At 39.4% G+C, this 20,663-nt stretch carries 5 protein-coding genes; all 5 read left to right on the top strand.

Features of this window, described 5'->3' with window-relative positions:
• Window positions 1-938 precede the first annotated feature (938 nt).
• Entirely contained in the window at window positions 939-9,449 is an 8,511-nt protein-coding gene (locus IPM56_13930; GenBank protein QQS35336.1) for a hypothetical protein, read from the top strand.
• A gap of 110 nt (window positions 9,450-9,559) precedes the next feature.
• Entirely contained in the window at window positions 9,560-12,463 is a 2,904-nt protein-coding gene (locus tag IPM56_13925) for a choice-of-anchor D domain-containing protein (protein ID QQS35335.1), read from the top strand.
• A gap of 64 nt (window positions 12,464-12,527) precedes the next feature.
• On the top strand, window positions 12,528-13,604 hold the full coding sequence (locus tag IPM56_13920) for a T9SS type A sorting domain-containing protein (GenBank protein ID QQS35334.1): 1,077 nt from the start codon (window positions 12,528-12,530) through the stop codon (window positions 13,602-13,604).
• 371 nt (window positions 13,605-13,975) lie between these two features.
• Entirely contained in the window at window positions 13,976-16,822 is a 2,847-nt protein-coding gene (locus IPM56_13915) for a M6 family metalloprotease domain-containing protein (protein QQS35333.1), read from the top strand.
• A 108-nt stretch (window positions 16,823-16,930) separates the two neighbouring features.
• Complete coding sequence (locus IPM56_13910; GenBank protein ID QQS35332.1) at window positions 16,931-20,632, top strand: T9SS type A sorting domain-containing protein; 3,702 nt, start codon at window positions 16,931-16,933, stop codon at window positions 20,630-20,632.
• Window positions 20,633-20,663: the final 31 nt, after the last annotated feature.

The raw sequence follows: 20,663 nt of genomic DNA, 5'->3' as shown, positions 1-20,663 counted from the left end.
TTTATGATAGGCAATGAAGGGAAAGTAAAAATTATTTCAGAGAATCTTGCGGGAATGGTGAATCACTCACAGGAAACAACTTTTACGATTCGAGGAAAATAAATAAGGCAGTACAATTTTAAAGCCATAATCATTTTATAATTAGCAAAAGATTTTCAATGATCAGTGCTTACTTATTTAATCTAAAAAAGTTAGGCTAAAACCCTTCAACCAATTCTCGGGAAAATATGTGTACTGGCATAAAATTTTTTTCAATAAAAAATAAAAATTAATCTTCAAAAGTGATTTTTCTTTTGACTTTAAAATGTCAAAAAATTATAATTGTGCCCCGTTCAATACAATTAGAGGGGAAAAATATTTTTTGTCCGGGTGTTCGATAAGTTCGTGTTGCTCACTTGTGCCTATGTTGTTTGCGATGTTATACTGGTGTTGTCATGCTTAAGTTAACATATTCGTTATAAATCGTTCCTCAGCCCATTTGTTTCTAGTTCCGTTTGCGATGCTATGCTTGTGTTCATTCATTAACAAATTCGTTTGTTCTAAATCGTTCGTGTTACTCACTTGTCCTTGCGTTCGTTTGCAATGCTATGCTTGTGTTGTCATTCTAAAGATTAAGTTTGTTGGTTAATAGTACTGTTAAGGATCTGAATAATTCGTAATTCTTTTTATTCACTATTCATTTTCAGGCATTCACTCATATGCTTTTTTGGGATTCTCAGTTTACTAAATCAGATCATAACGTATCGGGTCACACCTTAATACCACTCTATTATAATCAATCATTCATTAACAACAGTGAGGGAAAGTTATGAGTTTGGGTTCTTGTTTTAACTTTGATCCTTAGCTGCTTAACAAGCATCTATGATCAATGTTGTTTTCGAGTGTCATTATTTTTTTAATTAATTAAGCAATCTTTTATTTCATTTAAGGAGAGTGCTATGCGACAAAAATTTCTAGGACTACTTTCTGTTGTCTTTCTCCTTGCGATGTTTTTATTCCCGCAAACAGCTTATGCTCAGTTAACAGGAACTAAAACAATTCCCGGTGATTATGCAACAATAGCTGCAGCAATCACAGATCTGAATACGCAAGGTGTAGGAACCGGGGGTGTAACATTTAATGTTGCTGCCGGTTATACAGAGACTCTTACATCAGAAACTGCTGGTACAATCACAGCTACAGGTACACTCACGGATCAGATTATATTTCAAAAATCTGGTGTGGGTGCTAATCCATTGATTACTGCTTATGCATGGACAGTTGCTTCTGCATACGACGGTATGATTAAAATTGCCGGCGGTGATTATATTACATTTGACGGCATTGATCTGCAGGAGAATGCTGCAAATACTACAATTTATACTGACTGGGGTTATGCTCTAGTTAAAGCAAGTTCAACAGCTCCATTCAACGGTTGTCAGTTTGTTACCATAAAGAATTGTGTGATTACTCTGAACAAAGCCAATACAAATTCTGTTGGTATTTATACTGGTAATCATATAGCAACTGCTACAACATCTTTAACTATAACTGATCCGGCGGATGCTAACAGCAACAACAAATTTTTCAGTAACACTATCACAAATTGTTATTCCGCAATTTCAATTAGCGGTTTTGCAGCTTCATCACCATACACGTTATATGATCAAAACAATGAAGTTGGTGTTGGCGGTGCAAATACTATAACAAATTTTGGTGGAGGAACAGTTTCTGCCAGAGCTATTTATAGTATTTATCAAAATGGCTTAAAAGTTAATAACAATAATATTAGCTCAACTGTAAACGGATCTACAACTACAGTTTATGGTATATTTTTATCAACTGGTACTTCATCAAGTGCTGATGTTGCTGGAAATACTATTTCGTTATCTTTGACTACTGGTACTTTTACAAGTACCATTTATGGTATTAACAATGCAATGGGAAGTACAGCTGCATCAAATACCATAAATATTAACAATAATATTTTTCAGAATTGTGATTTCTCAGGATTCTCTACCGGAAATTTCTATGCAATTTTGAATAGTGGAACCGCAGCAACAGTAAATATTAATAACAACACAGTTAATAATATTACTATGGCCGGAACTGGTACTAGTACATACATGATCGAGATGGGTTCACCTGTTACAGGAAATATGAATGGTAATAACATTACTACTATTACTCGAACAGGCGCGAGTGGGACTACGTATGGATTGAAGATCACCAGCCCGACAAATCTTACAGCAAACGGCAACACTGTTGATGGTATTAATTATACAAATACTGCTTCGACAGGTACTGTATATGGATTTTACGGATTATCGAGCGCAGTAAACGTTACTGTTACAAATAATATCTTCAGAAATTTTTCGACACCAACTACCGGTGCACTTTATGGTATCAGGGAATTTGGTGTTTCCGGAACAAAAATTATTCAGAACAACCAGGTTTATAATTTCTCCACATATACTGGTGGTGCCGGTGGGGAATCAATGTATGGAATTTATTGTTCTACAGGTAATATAGATATCAGCAATAATGTTGTTTATGCTTTAAACAGCACTGGAACAACTGGTGGTACGGGTGGAACCTTGGTTGGTATTTATATCTCAGGTGGTACAACAAACAATGTTTATAAAAACAAAGTATATGATATTTCAACTAACAGTACCAACCCGGCTTTATATGGTATTCAAATCGGCGGCGGTACAACAAACACGGTTTATAATAATTTAGTAGGTGATTTGAGAACACCTGCTGCTAATGCAGCAATACCACTTGCTGGTTTGTATATATCAGGTGGTACAACAACCAATGCTTATTATAATACAGTCTATTTGAACGCATCAAGTACAGGAGCTTTATTCGGAAGTTCAGCACTTTATGCATCCTCAACCCCAACTGTGAATTTGATCGATAATATATTCGTTAATAATTCTACTCCAGTTGGTGCAACTGGTTTTAGTACAGCATACAGAAGAACAACAACAACATTGACTACATATGCTAACACATCAAATAATAACTTGTTCTATGCTGGAACACCAGGGGTTAATAATCTGATATTTTATGATGCGACAAATTCAGATCAGACAATTGCTGAATTTAAAACAAGAGTCGCTCCAAGAGATGTAAATTCATTTACAGAGAATCCGACTTTCTTAAGCACAACTGGTTCAAACGCAAACTTCCTGCACATTAGCACCGGAGTTGCAACCCAGATTGAAAGTGGTGGAATTCCCGTTGCCGGTATTACAGATGACTTTGACGGTAACTTAAGAAATGCAACAACACCTGATGTTGGTGCAGATGAAGGTAATTTCCCTCCGTTGGATCTGAGCGCACCATCAATCAGTTATACAGCTTTAGGTCCCACGAACTCTACTTCAGCCAGAACATTGGTTGTGAATGTTGTGGATCCAAGTGGTGTACCTACAACAGCTCCTGGTTGGCCATATCTTTACTGGAGAATTAATGCAGGTTCATGGAATGCTTCAACTCCAACAGGTGTTGCCGGCAGTGATTATACATTCAGTTTCGGTGCCGGTGTTGTCGTGGGTGATTTAGTAGAATACTACGTTGTCGCTCAAGACGGTGCTACAATACCTAATGTTGGTGCATTCCCATCAGCGGGCGCAGGTGGTTTTACAGCTAACCCGCCGGCTGCATCAACTCCACCAACTACGCCAAGTAGCTATTTAATAGTTGACGCTCCTTTATCAGGTCCCTACACAGTTGGAAGTGCTCTGTTTAACAGTTTAACCGGACGTAATATTACATTTGAAAGAAGAGTTCAAACTGTAATGAAAGAAGTTTGGGTTGAAACACCTGTTACAGAAAAACAAAATTCTCTTACTCAATCTTCAGACAAACCTGCCGGAAGATATGAAATGAGAGAAGTTGAAGAAATAAGTTTCATACCAATGGAAAATGGTAAACCTTACACAGGTGATTTGTATGTAAAGAAAGCAACAAATCCTGAAATTAATTTCCCTGCAGGTACAGAAGGAGTTTACGCAACCATAACAGCCGCAGTTAATGATCTTAACTTACGCGGTGTTGGCGGTGCAACAACTTTCTTACTCACTGATGCTACATATACAACGGAAACTTTACCAATCGTTGTTAATATCATCAGTGCAAGTTTACCAACAGCAGTAAATACAGTTACAATAAGACCTAACACAAGTGTAACTGCAAGTATTTCCGGCGCATCAGCAAGTGCACAGGTATTCAGAATCAGAAACAGTTATGTAACTATTGATGGTTCAAATTCTGGCGGTACAGACAGAAGCCTCACCATTGAAAATACAAGTACAACAACTCCACAGGTTGTAAGTTTTAATTCAAGCGGCACAACACCATTAGTTGGCGGCGGAATTAAAAACTGTACATTGATCAACGGTGTTAATACAAGTTCTGCTTTAGTAATTACTGATCTTGCAGGTACAGCAGGATATTTTAACAATATTACCATCCAGAACAACAGCGTTCAAAAAGCATATATCGGTATTTACTGCAATGCATTTGTTGCAGCAGGTAACGGCAGTGGTTTATTGATAGCAGGTAACGACCTTTCTACAAGCGGTGCAAATTCAGTACGCTATGTAGGTATTTATGTTCAGGGTGCCGATGGCGCAGTTGTTAGAAATAACACGATTGCAAATTTTGATGGTGCTACTAGTGAAGATGACAGAGGAATCTGGTTTGCTACAGGTACAACAAACAGTACAATAGATGCGAATTTGATTCACACATTAAAATATACAGGTACTGGTGGTTATGGTTGTTATGGTGCAGCTATATCCACAGGTGTTACCAATGCAAATATATTAATCAAAAATAATATGATTTATAATCTTTCCGGTGACGGATGGAGTTATACTTCAGTATTGGGTGATAACACTCATGGTTTATATATTTTCGGCACCCAAACAGGTGTGAAGGTTTACAATAATTCAATTCATCTTTATGGTAATACATTAAATCAATCAAGTGCTGCTTCATTTGGTTTAACACTTGGAACAGGAAGCACTGCTGATTTAAAGAATAATATTATTGTAAACAACCTTGGATTGCTTGGTGCAACCGGTTACGGTTCAGTTGGCGTTTATCTTCAGACTGCAAATACTCAGCTTGAAGCTAGTAATTACAATGATTTATATGTTAACCCAACTGGTACTGGGGTTAAGTTAGTTGGTCAGATTGCAGCCGTTGGATATGCGGATTTGGCAACCTGGCAAGCAGCTAGTTTACAGGATGCTAACAGTATTTCTGCTGATCCTAAATTTGTTGCCAATACAGATTTACATATAGATCCTTTATTTGACATAGTAAGCAATAACGGAACTCCGCTTGCAGCAGTAACAACTGATTTTGACGGACAAACCAGAAGCTTAACAACTCCTGATATGGGTGCAGATGAATACACCTATACTCCACCATCAGTTGATGATCCAACAGATGTTGCCGCAATTCCAGGTGCATTGAACATAAATGTTCAGTTTACACCAAACTTAGCGAATAATAATGTCGTAATAGTATGGAATAGTACAGGAACATTTACTGCTCCATCAGGTACACCACCGGCAGTTGGTCAGCCATTTGCTGGAGGTACAGTATTATATGTTGGACTAACCTCACCTGCAAATCATACAGGATTAACTTTAGGCTCAACATATTATTATAAGGTATTTTCAAATTCAGGTATAAACTATTCTCCTGGTGTAACCGCTAATGCAACCACATCAGTTGTTAACCCATCAGGAGTAACCGCAACAACGGTAAGTGGTACCCAAATCAATCTTGCGTGGATTAAAAATGCAAATAATGATAATGTAATGGTTGTAACAAATTCAGTTAACACATTTGGTGTTCCTGTTAACGGAACAGCTTATGCAGTTAACGATCCTGTTACCGGCGGTGGAACAGTTGTTTACAATGGTTCAGCCAGCGGATTCAACCATACATCGTTAACTTCTGGTACAACTTATTATTACAAAGTGTTCTCTGCAGAAGTAGCCACTAATTATTATTCATCAGGTGTTACTACTAATGCAACAACTCTATTCAGCCTGCCTTACTTCCAGAACTTCAATGCTGGCACTACATTACCATCTGGTTGGACTGGTACAATGTCAGTAATTGCAAATCATGGTACAGCAGGGTCAAATGGTTTATCAAGAAATCTTTACAGTTCTGTAACTTCAGCGATTGGACGAGCACCATTTGTTGGACCAGCAGCAGCTAATACTCAGTTAGAATATGATTACAGAATCGTTGATTGGTCAGGTTATCCAACCACACCAACAGTTTATGGTGTCGGCGATTCTATCAATGTTCAGGTATCAACCGATAACGTTAACTGGACGACAGTTCAAAGTATCAACAGCACAAATCATGTTACTTCATTGGCTTTTGTAAATAAACAAGTTAACCTTGGTGCTTACAGCGGTAATGCAATTTACATCAGGTTTAATTGTGTTTGGGCTAATGGTGATTATTATGTTGATATCGATAACGTTTATCTTGGTTCTCCTTCAGTTGCTAATCCGGGTTCATTCAGCGCAAGTGCTTTCAGTACTACACAGATTGATCTTGCATTCACAACAAACCCGAGCAACAACAATGTAGTTATAGTATGGAACAATACCGGTACGTTTACCGGACCTAGCGGAACTCCGCCAGCAGTTGGTCAGCCTTTCGCAGGTGGTACACTTCTATCAAACGGTATTACTTCTCCTGTTAACCATACAGGCTTAACAGCTTCAACTACATATTATTACAGAGCGTTCTCATACAACGGTACTGATTATTCAACCGGACTTGATGCAAACGCTACTACAGTTTGTGGTCTTTCTCCATTACCATTTGCTGAAACATTTGACGGTACATTATTCCCGCCAACTTGCTGGACGAGAATAAATGCCGGGACAGGAAATGATTGGCAAAGATCTACATCGGCTCCTTATGCCGGGTTGGGTAATATGAGATATACTTATAACTCTACAAATGCAGCTAATGCATGGATGATAACTCCAGGCTTTGCACTTGAAAGTGGTAAAAAGTATTACGTTTCGTTCTACCAGAATACTTCAGGTTCATATCCTGAAAAATTAAAAGTTACGGTAGGTACTGCACCAAATGTTGCTGGGCAAACCACAACGATTTGGGATAATGCAGGCGGAACCTCGCTTACAAACGCAGCTTATGAATTAAGAATTGCAGAGTATATAGCTCCTGCTACAGGAACATATTATTTCGGCTTCAACTGCTATTCTGACGCAGATGAATGGTACTTGAATGTTGATGAGATCACGATCATCGAACAGCCGGATGTTGATCTTGCTTTTACAAGCTTCACACAAACTTCCGGTTTACCAACACCACGATTCGGACAGAACTTCAGCGATTATAATGTTTCCATGAACAAGCAGACACTCGTTAATGGTAAAAAATATAATCTTGAATTAAATCCGTCATCAGTTGGAGTTAGCTCTTCGAATGCAAATAATACAGTGATAGTTCCGGGTGTAACTCCATCACTTACAGATCTGCTTGCTAATGTTGATCTGCAGGCATTGATAACAAACCTTGGTGCAAATGCTGCATCATATAACTTGAATTGGGATGTTAGTGGAGTATCACAGACACCTTATTCAGGTCCTACAGTAAACTCAGGAAGTAATCATACTGCCAATTTAACTTTCGTACCATCAGATCGTGGTACATTTGTTACTTCAGGTACTATTACGGTAGTTAATGATGAAATCCCGGGAAATAATGCAAAACAATTCCGTATGCGAGTTTATCCTGATACATACAGCAGGATTCTGTATGATCGTGGAGATAATTTAGTTGACACGTATATCGGATGGGGATCAGCAACCACACAATTTAAAGCAGGTGTTCGTTTTACGAATGCAACAGAATCTAAGTTGGGTGGTGTTGATTTCATTTGCAGAACAGAAACTGTTACATCAGGCGATATAATTATTCAGGTTAGAGCAGCTGGTACAGATACACTTGCACCCGGTGCTGTTCTTTATACACAAATATATAATGGTGATGCATACTTAGCTGCCGGTGAGGGTGGAGATTATATTCACTTCCCGTTCGGTAACGATGCACCTACTATTGCAGCTGGTTCAGATTATTGGATCACTATTAAGATGCCAATTGGAATATTATATCCAGGTGGTGCCCATGCCACAGGTTTTGTACCTGGAAGAAGCTTTTTTGAAGGAAGCACAGATACAACATTGTGGAGTCCATTGGTAATCACACCTGATGAATTTGCATGGATAATGCGTTCAGTTAATCTTCCAACTGGTCCTCAAACATTCCAGCTTTCAGTTAATGTCACGGATGGTTGGAACATGACCTCAGCCCCTGGCTTACATCCAACAAATCAGAATGTAAGTACCTGGTGGCCGAACAGAAATCCATTAGCAGATGTTTATAAATGGAATGGCTCTTATTCTGCAGTAGCCACAACCGATCCTGGCGAAGGTTACTGGATGCTTCATACCGGTGCTCAAACCTATAACACCGGTGATGAATGGCCTGCGGGTGGAATTGAGATTGTAGCACATGATCCTATTGCGATTATCAATGGATGGAATATGATTGGTGGTTATGACCAAAGTATTCCTGTTGGAAGTTTATCAACCACACCTCCGGGATTAATCGTTCCGGGAACTATTTACGGTTGGAACGGTGCTTATTATAATCCAACAAACCTTGAACCCGGTTATGGATACTGGGTATTAACTACAGGTGCAGGTGTTATCAATGTGCCGGCTGTGATAGATGGCAGTGGTACTATTGCTAAACAAGATGATAAGAGCACCTGGGGTAAAATTACCGTTACAGATGCAACAGGTAAAAACTTTACTCTTTACACAATTGATGGTGAAGTAAATCTTGATCATTACCAGATGCCTCCGTTGCCTCCAACGGGTGCATTCGATGCAAGATTCAGCAGCCATAGAGTCGCTGAAGATCTTAAGTCAGGCGAACAGACAATTGAATTAAGAGGAATGAATTATCCTGTTACTCTTAAAATAGATAACGTAAATATTAAACTTCAGGATGAAACAGGTAAGTTAGTCAGCGCAAGACTAAAACCGGGAGAAGAAATAAAGATTAGTAACAGCCAGGTAAGCAAGCTGAGAATATCGGAAAATATTATTCCGGACGTATACGCACTTGAGCAGAACTATCCAAACCCGTTCAACCCAAGTACAGTAATTCAGTTCTCATTACCTGAAGATGTAGAAAATGTAAGAATAACAATTTACAACGCACTGGGTCAGAGAGTAACCGAACTTGTTAATACCAAGTTACAGGCTGGTCAGTACGAATACCGCTGGGATGCAAGAGATGTTGCAAGCGGTCTCTACATCTATGAGTTAAGAACAGAGAAATTCAGTTCAGTAAAGAAAATGATGTTACTTAAGTAATTCGTTCAGAACACGGAGTTCCGTACTGAGGGGTACGGAACTCCAATTATATATTGGAGTACATATATATAATTATACATTTCTTCACTCATTTTATCGAAAGGTGTGTTATGCAAAAAGTTTTATCGATCTTAAGCCTGGTGCTGATACTGAGCGTAGCAGCATTTGGACAGGCACAGATAGACATTCCAATAACCGCAGTCAACGGACCTAACACGCAGGTACTAGCAGTAGGCCTTGACCAGACGGCAACCAACGGTATTGATGTTACACTTGGCGAAAGCATCCTTCCGCCTCCTCCACCAGCAGGCGCATACGATGCAAGATGGGATCTTACCCCTTACGGCACCGTAGCCGGAACGTGGAGAGACTACCGTCCTGCAGCAGCATTTCCATTTTCAGGCGATGTAGCCCATACAATTAAATGGCAGTTAGCAACAGGCGCTACCACATTTGAACTGCAGTATGCACTACCCACAGGCGCAGAGATACGTATTACAGATAACTTCGGTGGCGTACTATTTAACAGCGGATTTCTTACAGGCAGCGGAACCTATTCAATACCGCCGGCATTTGTAAGCAGCGGTATTGGTGTTGTAACAATGAGATATACAAATATAGCGCCTGCTGTAGTAGGGCCTGTATTTTCAGTAGCACCTGCATCATTAACCTTTGGAACAGTGAACTTAGGTAACAATGCAACACTGCCTGTAACAGTAACAAATACAGGTAACGCAGACTTAAACATAACAGGCATAGTATCATCAGATGCACAGTTTACATTTGCACCAGGTACATTCCCTGTAGTAATAGCAGCAGGTTTAAACCAGGTATTCAACGTAACCTTTACCCCAACAGCAAACGGACCGCAGAACGGAACATTAACCTTTACACACGATGCACCCGGTTCACCAACGGTTTATAACGTAGGCGGTGTTGGTTATACACCTGCCCCGATATTCGGAGTAAGCCCAGCATCATTAAACTTTGGGCCAGTTAACATAGGCGGCAACGCTGTATTACCTTTAACAGTAAGCAACACAGGTGATGCACAGTTAACACTTACCAATATCGTTTCATCAGACGGACAGTATACATTTGCACCGAACGCATTCCCTGTAAACATAGCAGCAGGCGGCAACGCTGTATTTAACGTAACCTTTACACCAACAGCAGCAGGTACGCAGAACGCTACATTAACATTCACACACAATGCAGCAGGTTCACCAAACGTATATTCATTAACAGGCAGCGGTTTTACAACAGCACCTGTATTCGGACTTAGTGCAGCATCACTCAGTTTCGGCAACGTATCTGTAGGCGGAACATCAACACTTCCTGTAACAGTAAACAACACAGGTAATGCACAGTTAACAATAAGCAATATCGTTTCATCAAACGGTGTGTTTACATTTGCACCAGGTACATTCCCTGTAAACATAGCAGCAGGCGGCAGCCAGTTGTTCAACGTAACCTTTACACCAACAGCAGCAGGACTTGTAAGCGGTGATCTTACCTTCACACACAATGCAGCAGGTTCACCGTCAGTATTGCCTTTAAGCGGTACAGGTCAGACACAGGGCGGGTTGTTAAGATTTGTTAATGCATCACAAAATCTTTTAGATGGAACAGAAAATAACCCTGATGCGGTAGTACTTGAAGGTTATACCGGTCAGCCGATGAAAGCATTACAGTTTGATATCGTTGTAGGTAAATCAAACGGAAGATTGATCTTAAGATCAGTTAGCAGAGGCGCAGCAATAACAGCTCCTGAATTCAACTTCAGTTATGAGATCTATCCCGGTCCTACATTGCCTGACGGATCATCAAGAGACAGAGTAAAAATCGTCATCGTTGGCAACGGAACAAACTCTATTCAGCCGGCATTCGGTACACAGGAAATAGCAAAATTTGCATTTGATATAGTTGACATTACCGGTCCAAGTGCAACAACAACAAACGGATTGGAAAATGTACTTGGCGCAACAGCAACACCTGTAATCAATGCTAATATCTCAACCGGTGCCGATGAAGTAATTAATATTGGTAATGGTACTTCAGGTGGTCTCTACGGCGACGTTAACCTTGATGACCAGGTAAACATACTTGACATCTTGCTGATGATCGATCACATCTTGGGAAGAACAACCTTAACAGGTTTAGCATTTACGCAGGGAGATTTGGCTCCGTGGACAGTTGGTCAGCCGTTGCCAGTACCTGATGGCGTAATCAACGTACTTGATCTTTCAGTATTACAGAACATAGTTCTTACAAATACCTATCCAAGCGGAACACCTGTATATAAAGTTGCTGGTAGTCCATTTGATATCAGCATCAACTCATTTGAAAAACTTACCCCCGGAATGAATGCAAAACTGACATTCTACTTAACCAACAATGGAATGACAGTCCGCATTGAATCGATAAAGAAAGTAAAAGGCGTTCAGATAGAGTTGAATGGAATGGGATCACTTATTCCAAGCGGTACGGAAATGACATCAGTATTTGATCAGGCACTTTACTATCAGCTTAATGACTTTTTAAGAACATTAACATATGATCCTGAAGCATTAACAATAGATGCAGGCGAATATATGTTAGCAAAACTTCCATTTGCGTTGAATGATCCTGAAGCAATAATAATCGAAAAGATAATTGTTGCAGATGAAAACAACGGACAGATGGATAAAGTTGAAGTTGAGATCCGTTATGAAGAACCGCCAACGGGTCTTCCGCTGGATTACGTACTTGAACAGAACTTCCCGAACCCCTTCAACCCGAACACCACAGTACAGTTCCAGGTTCCGAAGGACGGACTTGTAACAATAAGAGTATATGATATGCTCGGACAGGAAGTTGCAACACTGTTCTCAGGTAATGCAGCAGCCGGTACACATACATTAAACTGGAACGGGCTTGACCTGAATGGAAAAGCAGTAGCCAGCGGTAACTACATCTACAAGATGACCGCAGGTGACTTTGTTCAGTCAAAGAAAATGGTTTACTTAAAGTAAAATAATAAATCCGCCTCCCTGAAAAAGGGAGGCGGAAGTTCTAATAATTTTTTCAGGGATTAAAATGAAAAAAATATTTCAGATAGTATTGTTAGTCGCAGTGTTTGCATCACTTGCAAACGCACAGCTTGTGTATGATTCTGTACGTGTAACCGATCAGGTTGGCGGCTCTAAGTGGCTTGTATTTGGTATTGACCCGACTGCAACCGACGGCATTGACCTTGCACTTGGTGAAGGACTTGTTCCGCCATTCCCTCCTACTGGTGCTTTTGAAGCAAGATTCTTTTTACCCGAAAATAATTTTTCAGGAACAGCCGCAAGCTGGAGAGACTTCCGCTTTATGGACAGTGTTCCTTACTGGGGAACAAAAGAGTTCAGGCTTGCTTATCAGCCAGGTACAGGTTCACCGGGTATGAGGATTGAATGGAACTGGCCTGCAAGCATTACTGGCGTACTTCAGGATCTGTTCGGTGGTGTGCTGATAAATATACCAATGTCAGGCACAGGATTTTTTAATGTTACTCCTGCACTCGACAGGTTAAAGATGGTTGTAACTTATGACAGTTCACTTTCAGTTGAACTTACATCATTCGGCGCATCGGTAAAAGGCAGCACTGTACAGCTAAGCTGGCAGACTTCTTCAGAAATAAATAACCTTGGTTTTGATGTTGAAAGAAAATCAGCAAATACAACCTGGCAGAAAATAGCTTTTGTCAGAGGCGCAGGAAGCACCACATCAGCACAGTCATACTCATATGTTGATGAGGACGTAACAACAGGCACATACACTTACCGCTTAAAGCAGATTGATTTTGACGGTACATCAACCTACTCGAAAGAAGTTGAAGTTGATATGGCTGTAAGTGATTTTCATCTTTACCAGAACTATCCAAACCCGTTCAACCCATCTACTGCGGTAAGGTTTTCAGTACCAACTGAAGGTCTTGTAACAGTTAAGGTTCACGATATGCTTGGTCAGGAGATAACAACTTTGTTTTATGATAACGCATCAGCGGGTGTACATACACTTAGCTGGAATGGCAAGGACAGTAACGGCAATGACGTTAGCAGCGGAAGTTACATCTGCAGGCTTACGGCTGGTGAGTTTACTCAGTCCGTCAAAATGATCTTTTTGAAGTAAGAGAGTTTAATGTTCGGGATGTTCGGGTTATAATGATCCGGGCATCCTGTTCATTAGTACCGGCGTAATTTCATATTCACATTAATGTATTGGAAGTCAAAAGTTTTTTATCAGACCACACTGAGTTGGTGAAATGATGCCGGAACCGGATTAATAAATTGTGTGAATCTTCAAATCCGGTATAAAAATTAATAATGCAGATATTTTTTTATCAGCAGAATCTTTCAAACGGGAAATGTCATAAAGGCAGTGTTCCCGTTTTTGGTTTAAGAAGAATAACACCAAGGAAATTATACTTATTCTCATTGTAAAATCTGATGCCGAATTTGTTGTTTGAATTTAAAAGATGTGCTTATAAATATGTTCTTTTATTGAGGCGAGTAAGTTTTTTCTTTCCGCTTATAATATTACTTACATTAACCGTTAAATCCGGCTTTGCAGCACCTTTATATTTTTTCCCGACTGAGCTGACACAACCCGATGGAAACACAATTAAAGTTTTTCTGAGCGGTGATGAATATTATAACTGGGTTCATGATTCGGATAATTTTACAATTGTTCAGGACCAGTCAACAGGATATTATGTTTACGCAGATTTAGTTAATGATGAACTTGTTGCGACTGGTTTTATTGTAGGAAGAGTTGAAGGAAAAAGAACAGGACTTACAAGGGCTTTAAACATTCCTTCTTCTAAAATGCTTGAAAGAAGAAATCAATTTTTGCGCGACACACCTTCAGATATCGGTGATGCGCCGACAAGCGGTACAATTAATAATCTTGTTGTGTATATAAGGTTCAGTGATGAAAGTGAATTCACAGATACAAAAATTAAGTACGATACCATGTTTAACAGCAGCCTTGCATATGCAAATTCAATGTATAATTATTTTAGAGAGGTATCGTATAACTCTCTTTCAATAACATCCACTTTTTATCCGGCAACTGCCGGAAGTACGGTCATATCCTACCAGGATGCAAATCCCCGTGGTTACTACCAGCCTTACAGCACTACTAACACCATTGGTTATTCCGGCGGAAGCAGCGGAACTGAGAGAAGAACAAGAGAACATACATTACTTGTCAACGCTGTTAATTATGTTTCATCTCAGGTTTCCACTTCTTTAGTGCTTGATGGCGATAATGATGGGAGAGTGGATAATGTTTGCTTTATTGTTTATGGCAGTCCGGGTGCATGGGCTGATTTGCTGTGGCCGCACAGATGGGCTTTATATTCGTATACAGTTAACATAAACGGTAAGCGAGTATATGATTATAATTTTCAACTGCAGACAAGTTTATCAAGCAGCGGTGTCGGTGTTTTATGTCATGAAATGTTTCATTCATTAGGTGCGCCGGACCTTTATCATTATACAAGCGATGGAATATCACCTGCAGGAAGCTGGGATATAATGAACAGCAATACAAATCCGCCGCAACACATGACAGCTTATATGAAATACCGCTACGGGAACTGGATAAATAATATCCCAGTAATTTCAGATGGCACATATACACTCAATCCATTGACGAACTCAACAGGTAATTGCTTTAGAATCAATTCTCCCAATTCATCAACAGAATATTTTGTTGTTGAGTACCGGCTTAGAAACGGGCGATTTGAAAATAGTTTACTGGGCAACGGTTTGCTTGTGTACAGGATAAATACAGCGGTTGATGGTCAGGGTAATGCCAGCGGTCCGCCGGATGAACTATATATTTACAGACCAAACGGAACATTAACAACAAACGGAACTGTCAGTGCAGCAAACTTCAGTAGCAATGTAGGCAGGACTTCCATAAATGATGTAACAAATCCCTCAGCATTTTTATCTGATGGAAGTCCTGGTGGTTTAAATATTTTTAACATCGGTGCTACCGGAGAAACAATTACATTTTCAGTTGGCAACCAGGTTGCGCCGGTGGTGAATTTTTCATCGGATAAAATAGAAATTGTAAACGGTGATACTGTTAACTTTTATGATAACACTTCCGGATCTCCAAACAACTGGTTATGGAGTTTCCCTGGTTCAATTCAGAATTCATCTTCGCTGCAAAATCCTTCAGGAATAATTTATAAAAACTACGGCATATTTGATGTTTCACTTTCAGCTTCAAATAGTTTCGGTTCAGATAGTAAAACTAATAACGACTACATAGTTGTAAGTAATTATCGTTCACAGGGTTTTGAGTCAGAAACTTTTCCGCCGGCTGACTGGCTGCTTGATCCTTCTGCTTCCAATCTGTGGACAAGGTTTAGCGGAGCGAGCAGTTATAATCATGGCAGTGCATCGGCAAAGTATAATTTTTACAGCGCACAGAGCGGGACAACACATAATCTTATTTCTGAAATTTTTATTCCCACAGTTGAAGGAGATTCACTAAGGATACATCACGCGTATGCGACTTATATTTCTGAAGTTGATCAATTGATTATAGAGGTTTCAAACAATGGCGGCAATACATTTTCAGAATTGGTTTCATTGAATGGCGGATCAGCCGTTGGTTCTGGTATGGTCACCGCACCACCGCAAACTTCAGTTTTTATTCCAACTGATGATCAATGGAATTCAAAAACTTTCTCCTTACCTGCGGGAACAAACAGGATACGTTTTAAAGCAATAAGTGCGTATGGAAATAATCTATATCTCGACCGGATTTATATTAAATCCACTGCTGCCTTTACAAAAACTCTTTCATTAAAATTATTTATTGAAGGGTTATTAGACCCGGTTTCAGGGGAGATGATCCCTGATACAATTCTTGTAAGGCTAAGAGGTTCAAATCATCCTTACCCGCTGATCGATACTGCGAAAGGATTAATCAGCAATTCCGGAGAAGTTATTTTAAACTTTTCTAACGCTTCCGGGATTGAGAATTATTATTACCAGGTAATACACAGAAATGCAATTGAAACTTGGTCTTCAGCACCTGTTCAATTTATTAATTCAACGGCAAACTATGATTTCACAACTTCATCTTCGCAGGCTTTCGGAAATAACATGATTCTCAAATCAGGCAAGTGGTGTTTATACAGCGGGGATATTGACAGGAACGGATTTATTGATCAGCAGGATTTGTTCTCTGTATTCAGTGACAACTTTTATGGTATCACAGGTTATCACCCTACAGATCTTAATGGAGATCTTTTTGTTGAATCATCCGATCTCGGTATTGTGTTTTCAAATTTTATCAGAGGTATTGTGCGCAGAACACCCTGACTTTGTTTTGCAAAAGTGAATTTCCTGAAAAATTATCAAATGATAAAACATTAATAATAATTCAGTAATAGTTTGGTACTGGTTACGTTTTAATTTAAGGCGGAGAGCATGAAAAAATTAATTATGATATTCATTTTAACACTGACTGTTTATGGTTCAGTTTATTCACAGTCAGATTTGTGGACTGATATTCCTGAAACTCAAGTAGCCTTAGCCGGGGAAAGGTATATCATTCCTGATGTATTCCGTACTGTAAAAGTAAATATTGAATCATTAAAAAATCTTCTTACTTCAGCACCGATGGAATTTACTAAAGAAGCTAATGATGGTTTAATCATCATTGAATTACCTATGCCCGACGGGACTTTCCAGGAATTCAAATTCTGGGAATCACCAACAATGGCTCCGGAGTTACAAGTATTATATCCTGAGATAAGAACCTATACGGGACAGGGAGTAACCGATCCTTACGCTACTTTAAAGTTTGATTTAACACCACATGGATTTCATGCACAGGTACTTTCGCCTTCAGGAAGAGTTTTTATTGATCCATATAGCATGGGCGATACTAATCACTACATATCTTATTACACGAAAGATTTTCACAAACATAATGCAGACTATAGCTGTGAATTACTTTCAAATGAATTCTCTCCGGGCGAAAAGACTTATCCAACAGATGAAATACTCACACCAACCGGTCCGCAGTTAAGAACCTACAGACTTGCGGTGGCTACAACTGTTGAGTATACAGTTTTTCATGGCGGGACTGTAGCACTTGGATTATCTGCTGTAGTTACAAGTGTTAACAGAGTTAACGGAGTTTATGAAAGAGAAACAGCCATCAGGATGGTTCTTATCGCAAACAATAACCTGATTATTTATACAACAAGCCCTGACCCTTACACGAATGGAAGCGGCAGCACAATGCTTGGACAAAACATAAGTAACCTGAGCACAGTGATAGGGAATGCTAATTTTGATATCGGACACGTATTCAGTACCGGTGGTGGCGGAGTTGCGTATCTTGGTTGTGTTTGCACAACCAGCAAAGCCGGAGGTGTAACAGGTTCCTCATCACCGGTTGGTGACCCTTTTGATATTGATTATGTGGCTCACGAAATGGGACATCAGTTTGGTGCCAATCACACTTTTAATAGTGTGACAGGTTCTTGCGGCGGAGGAAATAGAAATGCTTCAACCGCATACGAACCCGGCAGCGGATCAACAATAATGGCTTATGCAGGTATATGCAGTACCGATGATTTACAAAGTAACAGTGATGCATATTTTCATACAATCAGTTTTGATGAAATAGTTGCTTTTACAAATACAGGAAGCGGAAATGGTTGTGCAGTCACAACATTAACAGGGAATAATACCCCTGTAGTAAGTGTTCCGACAGGCGGATTTACAATTCCTAAAAGCACACCTTTTTCACTTACTGGTTCAGCAACCGATCCGAACGGTGATGCAATGACTTATTGCTGGGAGGAATTTGATCTCGGTCCCGCAGGTACACCCGGCTCACCATCGGGAGATGCGCCGATCTTCAGAAGTTTTAATCCGGTTGCAAATGGAACGAGAACATTTCCGAAACTGACTGACCTGTTAAACAATACATCAAGTATTGGTGAATTATTACCAACGTATGCAAGAAATTTAAAATTCAGATTAACAGTCCGTGATAATAAAGCAGGCGGCGGAGGTGTTGATCGTTTGCAGGTTAATTTTTCTGTCAGCGGAACAGCCGGACCATTTGTTGTTACTTCACCCAATACAAATGTATCATGGACGGGTAACACTTCACAAACAATAACGTGGAGTGTAGCAAGTACTAATCTTTCACCGATTAACTGTTCTAACGTCCGGATTTTATTATCCACCAATGGCGGTAATACTTTTACAACAGAGTTACTTGCCAATACTCCAAATGATGGTTCTGAGATTGTTACCATTCCAAATTTTCCGACAACACAAGCACGGATTAAAGTTGAAGCGGTTGGAAATATTTTCTTCGATATATCAAATGTGAACTTCACAATTGTGAACAATCCAGGTGCGTCTAACCCGGTATCATTCGCTGCCTCACCAACAAGTTCGTCTCAAATCGAACTTACTTTTGAACCCAATGCAAGTAATAACAATGTTATTATAGTCTGGAATAATACCGGAACATTTACAACTCCTTCAGGAATACCTCCATCTGTTGGAAGTCTTTTTGCAGGCGGAACATTAATTTATAACGGCACATCATCTCCTCAACTTCACGCTGGCTTATCGTCAGGCGCAAATTATTATTATAAAGCTTTTTCATATAATGGTTCGACTTATTCTGCGGGATTAACTTCTAACACAACAACATTTGCAATTCAGAATCCAGGAACATTCTCAGCATTCGCAATTAGTCAGACCGAAATATATCTGGTGTTCGCTACAAATATTGTCGGCAACAATGTTGTAATTGTCTGGAATAACAATGGTTCATTTACAACTCCTGCAGGAACTCCGCCGGCAATAGGTCAAACATTTGCAGGAGGTACTTTATTATATAATGGAATTTCTTCTCCGCAAATCCATAATAGTTTAACACCCGCTCAAAATTATTTTTATAAAGCCTTTTCATTTGACGGAACTAATTACTCTTCGGGTATTGTTTCCAATGACACAACATTTAGCACTCAAACAACTTTTCAATTAAGTGTTCCGATTTCACAAGGATGGAATATTGTATCAATTCCCGGACTTCATCCTGTAAATCAGAATGTAAATACATGGTGGTCGTTCCGGGAACCGCTTGCGAGTGTATATTCGTTTTCCGGAGGAAGTTATATCCCTGTTGATTCAGTTCTTCCGGGACGAGGTTATTATATGCTGCATCCTGATAACAGGATTTACAACACCGGTGATGAATGGCCATCAGCCGGTATTATTACAATTCCTCATAACAATTTAGTTGTAACAAGCGGCTGGAATATAATCGGAGGGTATGAACAGGTTGTGCCTGTTAATAGTTTAAATTCTACTCCGCCCGGGATAATAGTTGCTAATTCTATTTACGGATGGTCGGGTTCATATTACAATGCAGTTAATCTTGAACCGGGTTTAGGTTACTGGGTTCTTGTGAATAATGATGGAGTGATAAATCTTTCGTCATTGGAGAATCAAAAAAAATTAACAACTAATGATGAAGAAAAATTCCGGGGTCAATTAAAAATAATAGATGCAAAAGGAAACAACTTTAAATTATATATCGCAGACGATGAAGTTGACCTTGAATCTTATCAACTACCGCCGTTGCCCCCGGCAGGTTTATTTGATGTACGATTCTCGACAGGAAAAAAAGCTGAGTACTTAGAATTCGGGTCTCAGACAATTAATATGCAGGGGGTACATTATCCTCTTACAATCAGTTCAGAGAACATCGACATCTCAATTAAAGATTTAACGGGAAGAACGATTGTCCCGGTTTTAAAATCAGGTAATGATATTCAAATTGATTTTCTTGAGGGTGATAAACTGATCATATCCAAAGCGGAGGTTCCTGACGAATACTGTCTCGAACAAAATTATCCGAACCCATTTAATCCGGGTACGACGATTAAATTTTCAGTGCCGAAACAAACTCAGCTCAAAATAAATTTATTTAACTCACTTGGTGAATTCATACGTACCCTTGCAGATGGTTTGTATGAAGCAGGTAATTATAAAATTAATGTAGATGCGAGTGATCTGCCCAGCAGCATTTACATTTATCGGCTAGAAAGTTCTGAATCAGTAATAACAAATAAAATGATTCTTCTTAAATAGAAAAATAAAATCCCATTTATTGAAATATATT

The sequence above is a fragment of the Ignavibacteriales bacterium genome, from assembly GCA_016700155.1.
In the GTDB taxonomy this organism is placed as follows: Bacteria; Bacteroidota; Ignavibacteria; order Ignavibacteriales; family Ignavibacteriaceae.
The sequence above is the reverse complement of the archived record's forward strand: the minus strand, read 5'-3'. Positions and strand labels throughout refer to the sequence as shown.

What these genes read in the sequence shown, in the direction of transcription:
- IPM56_13930 (QQS35336.1), top strand. Translation starts at nt 939, where the DNA reads ATGCGACAAAAATTTCTAGGACTACTTTCTGTTGTCTTTCTCCTTGCG.
- IPM56_13925 (QQS35335.1), top strand. Translation starts at nt 9,560, where the DNA reads ATGCAAAAAGTTTTATCGATCTTAAGCCTGGTGCTGATACTGAGCGTA.
- IPM56_13920 (QQS35334.1), top strand. Translation starts at nt 12,528, where the DNA reads ATGAAAAAAATATTTCAGATAGTATTGTTAGTCGCAGTGTTTGCATCA.
- IPM56_13910 (QQS35332.1), top strand. Translation starts at nt 16,931, where the DNA reads ATGAAAAAATTAATTATGATATTCATTTTAACACTGACTGTTTATGGT.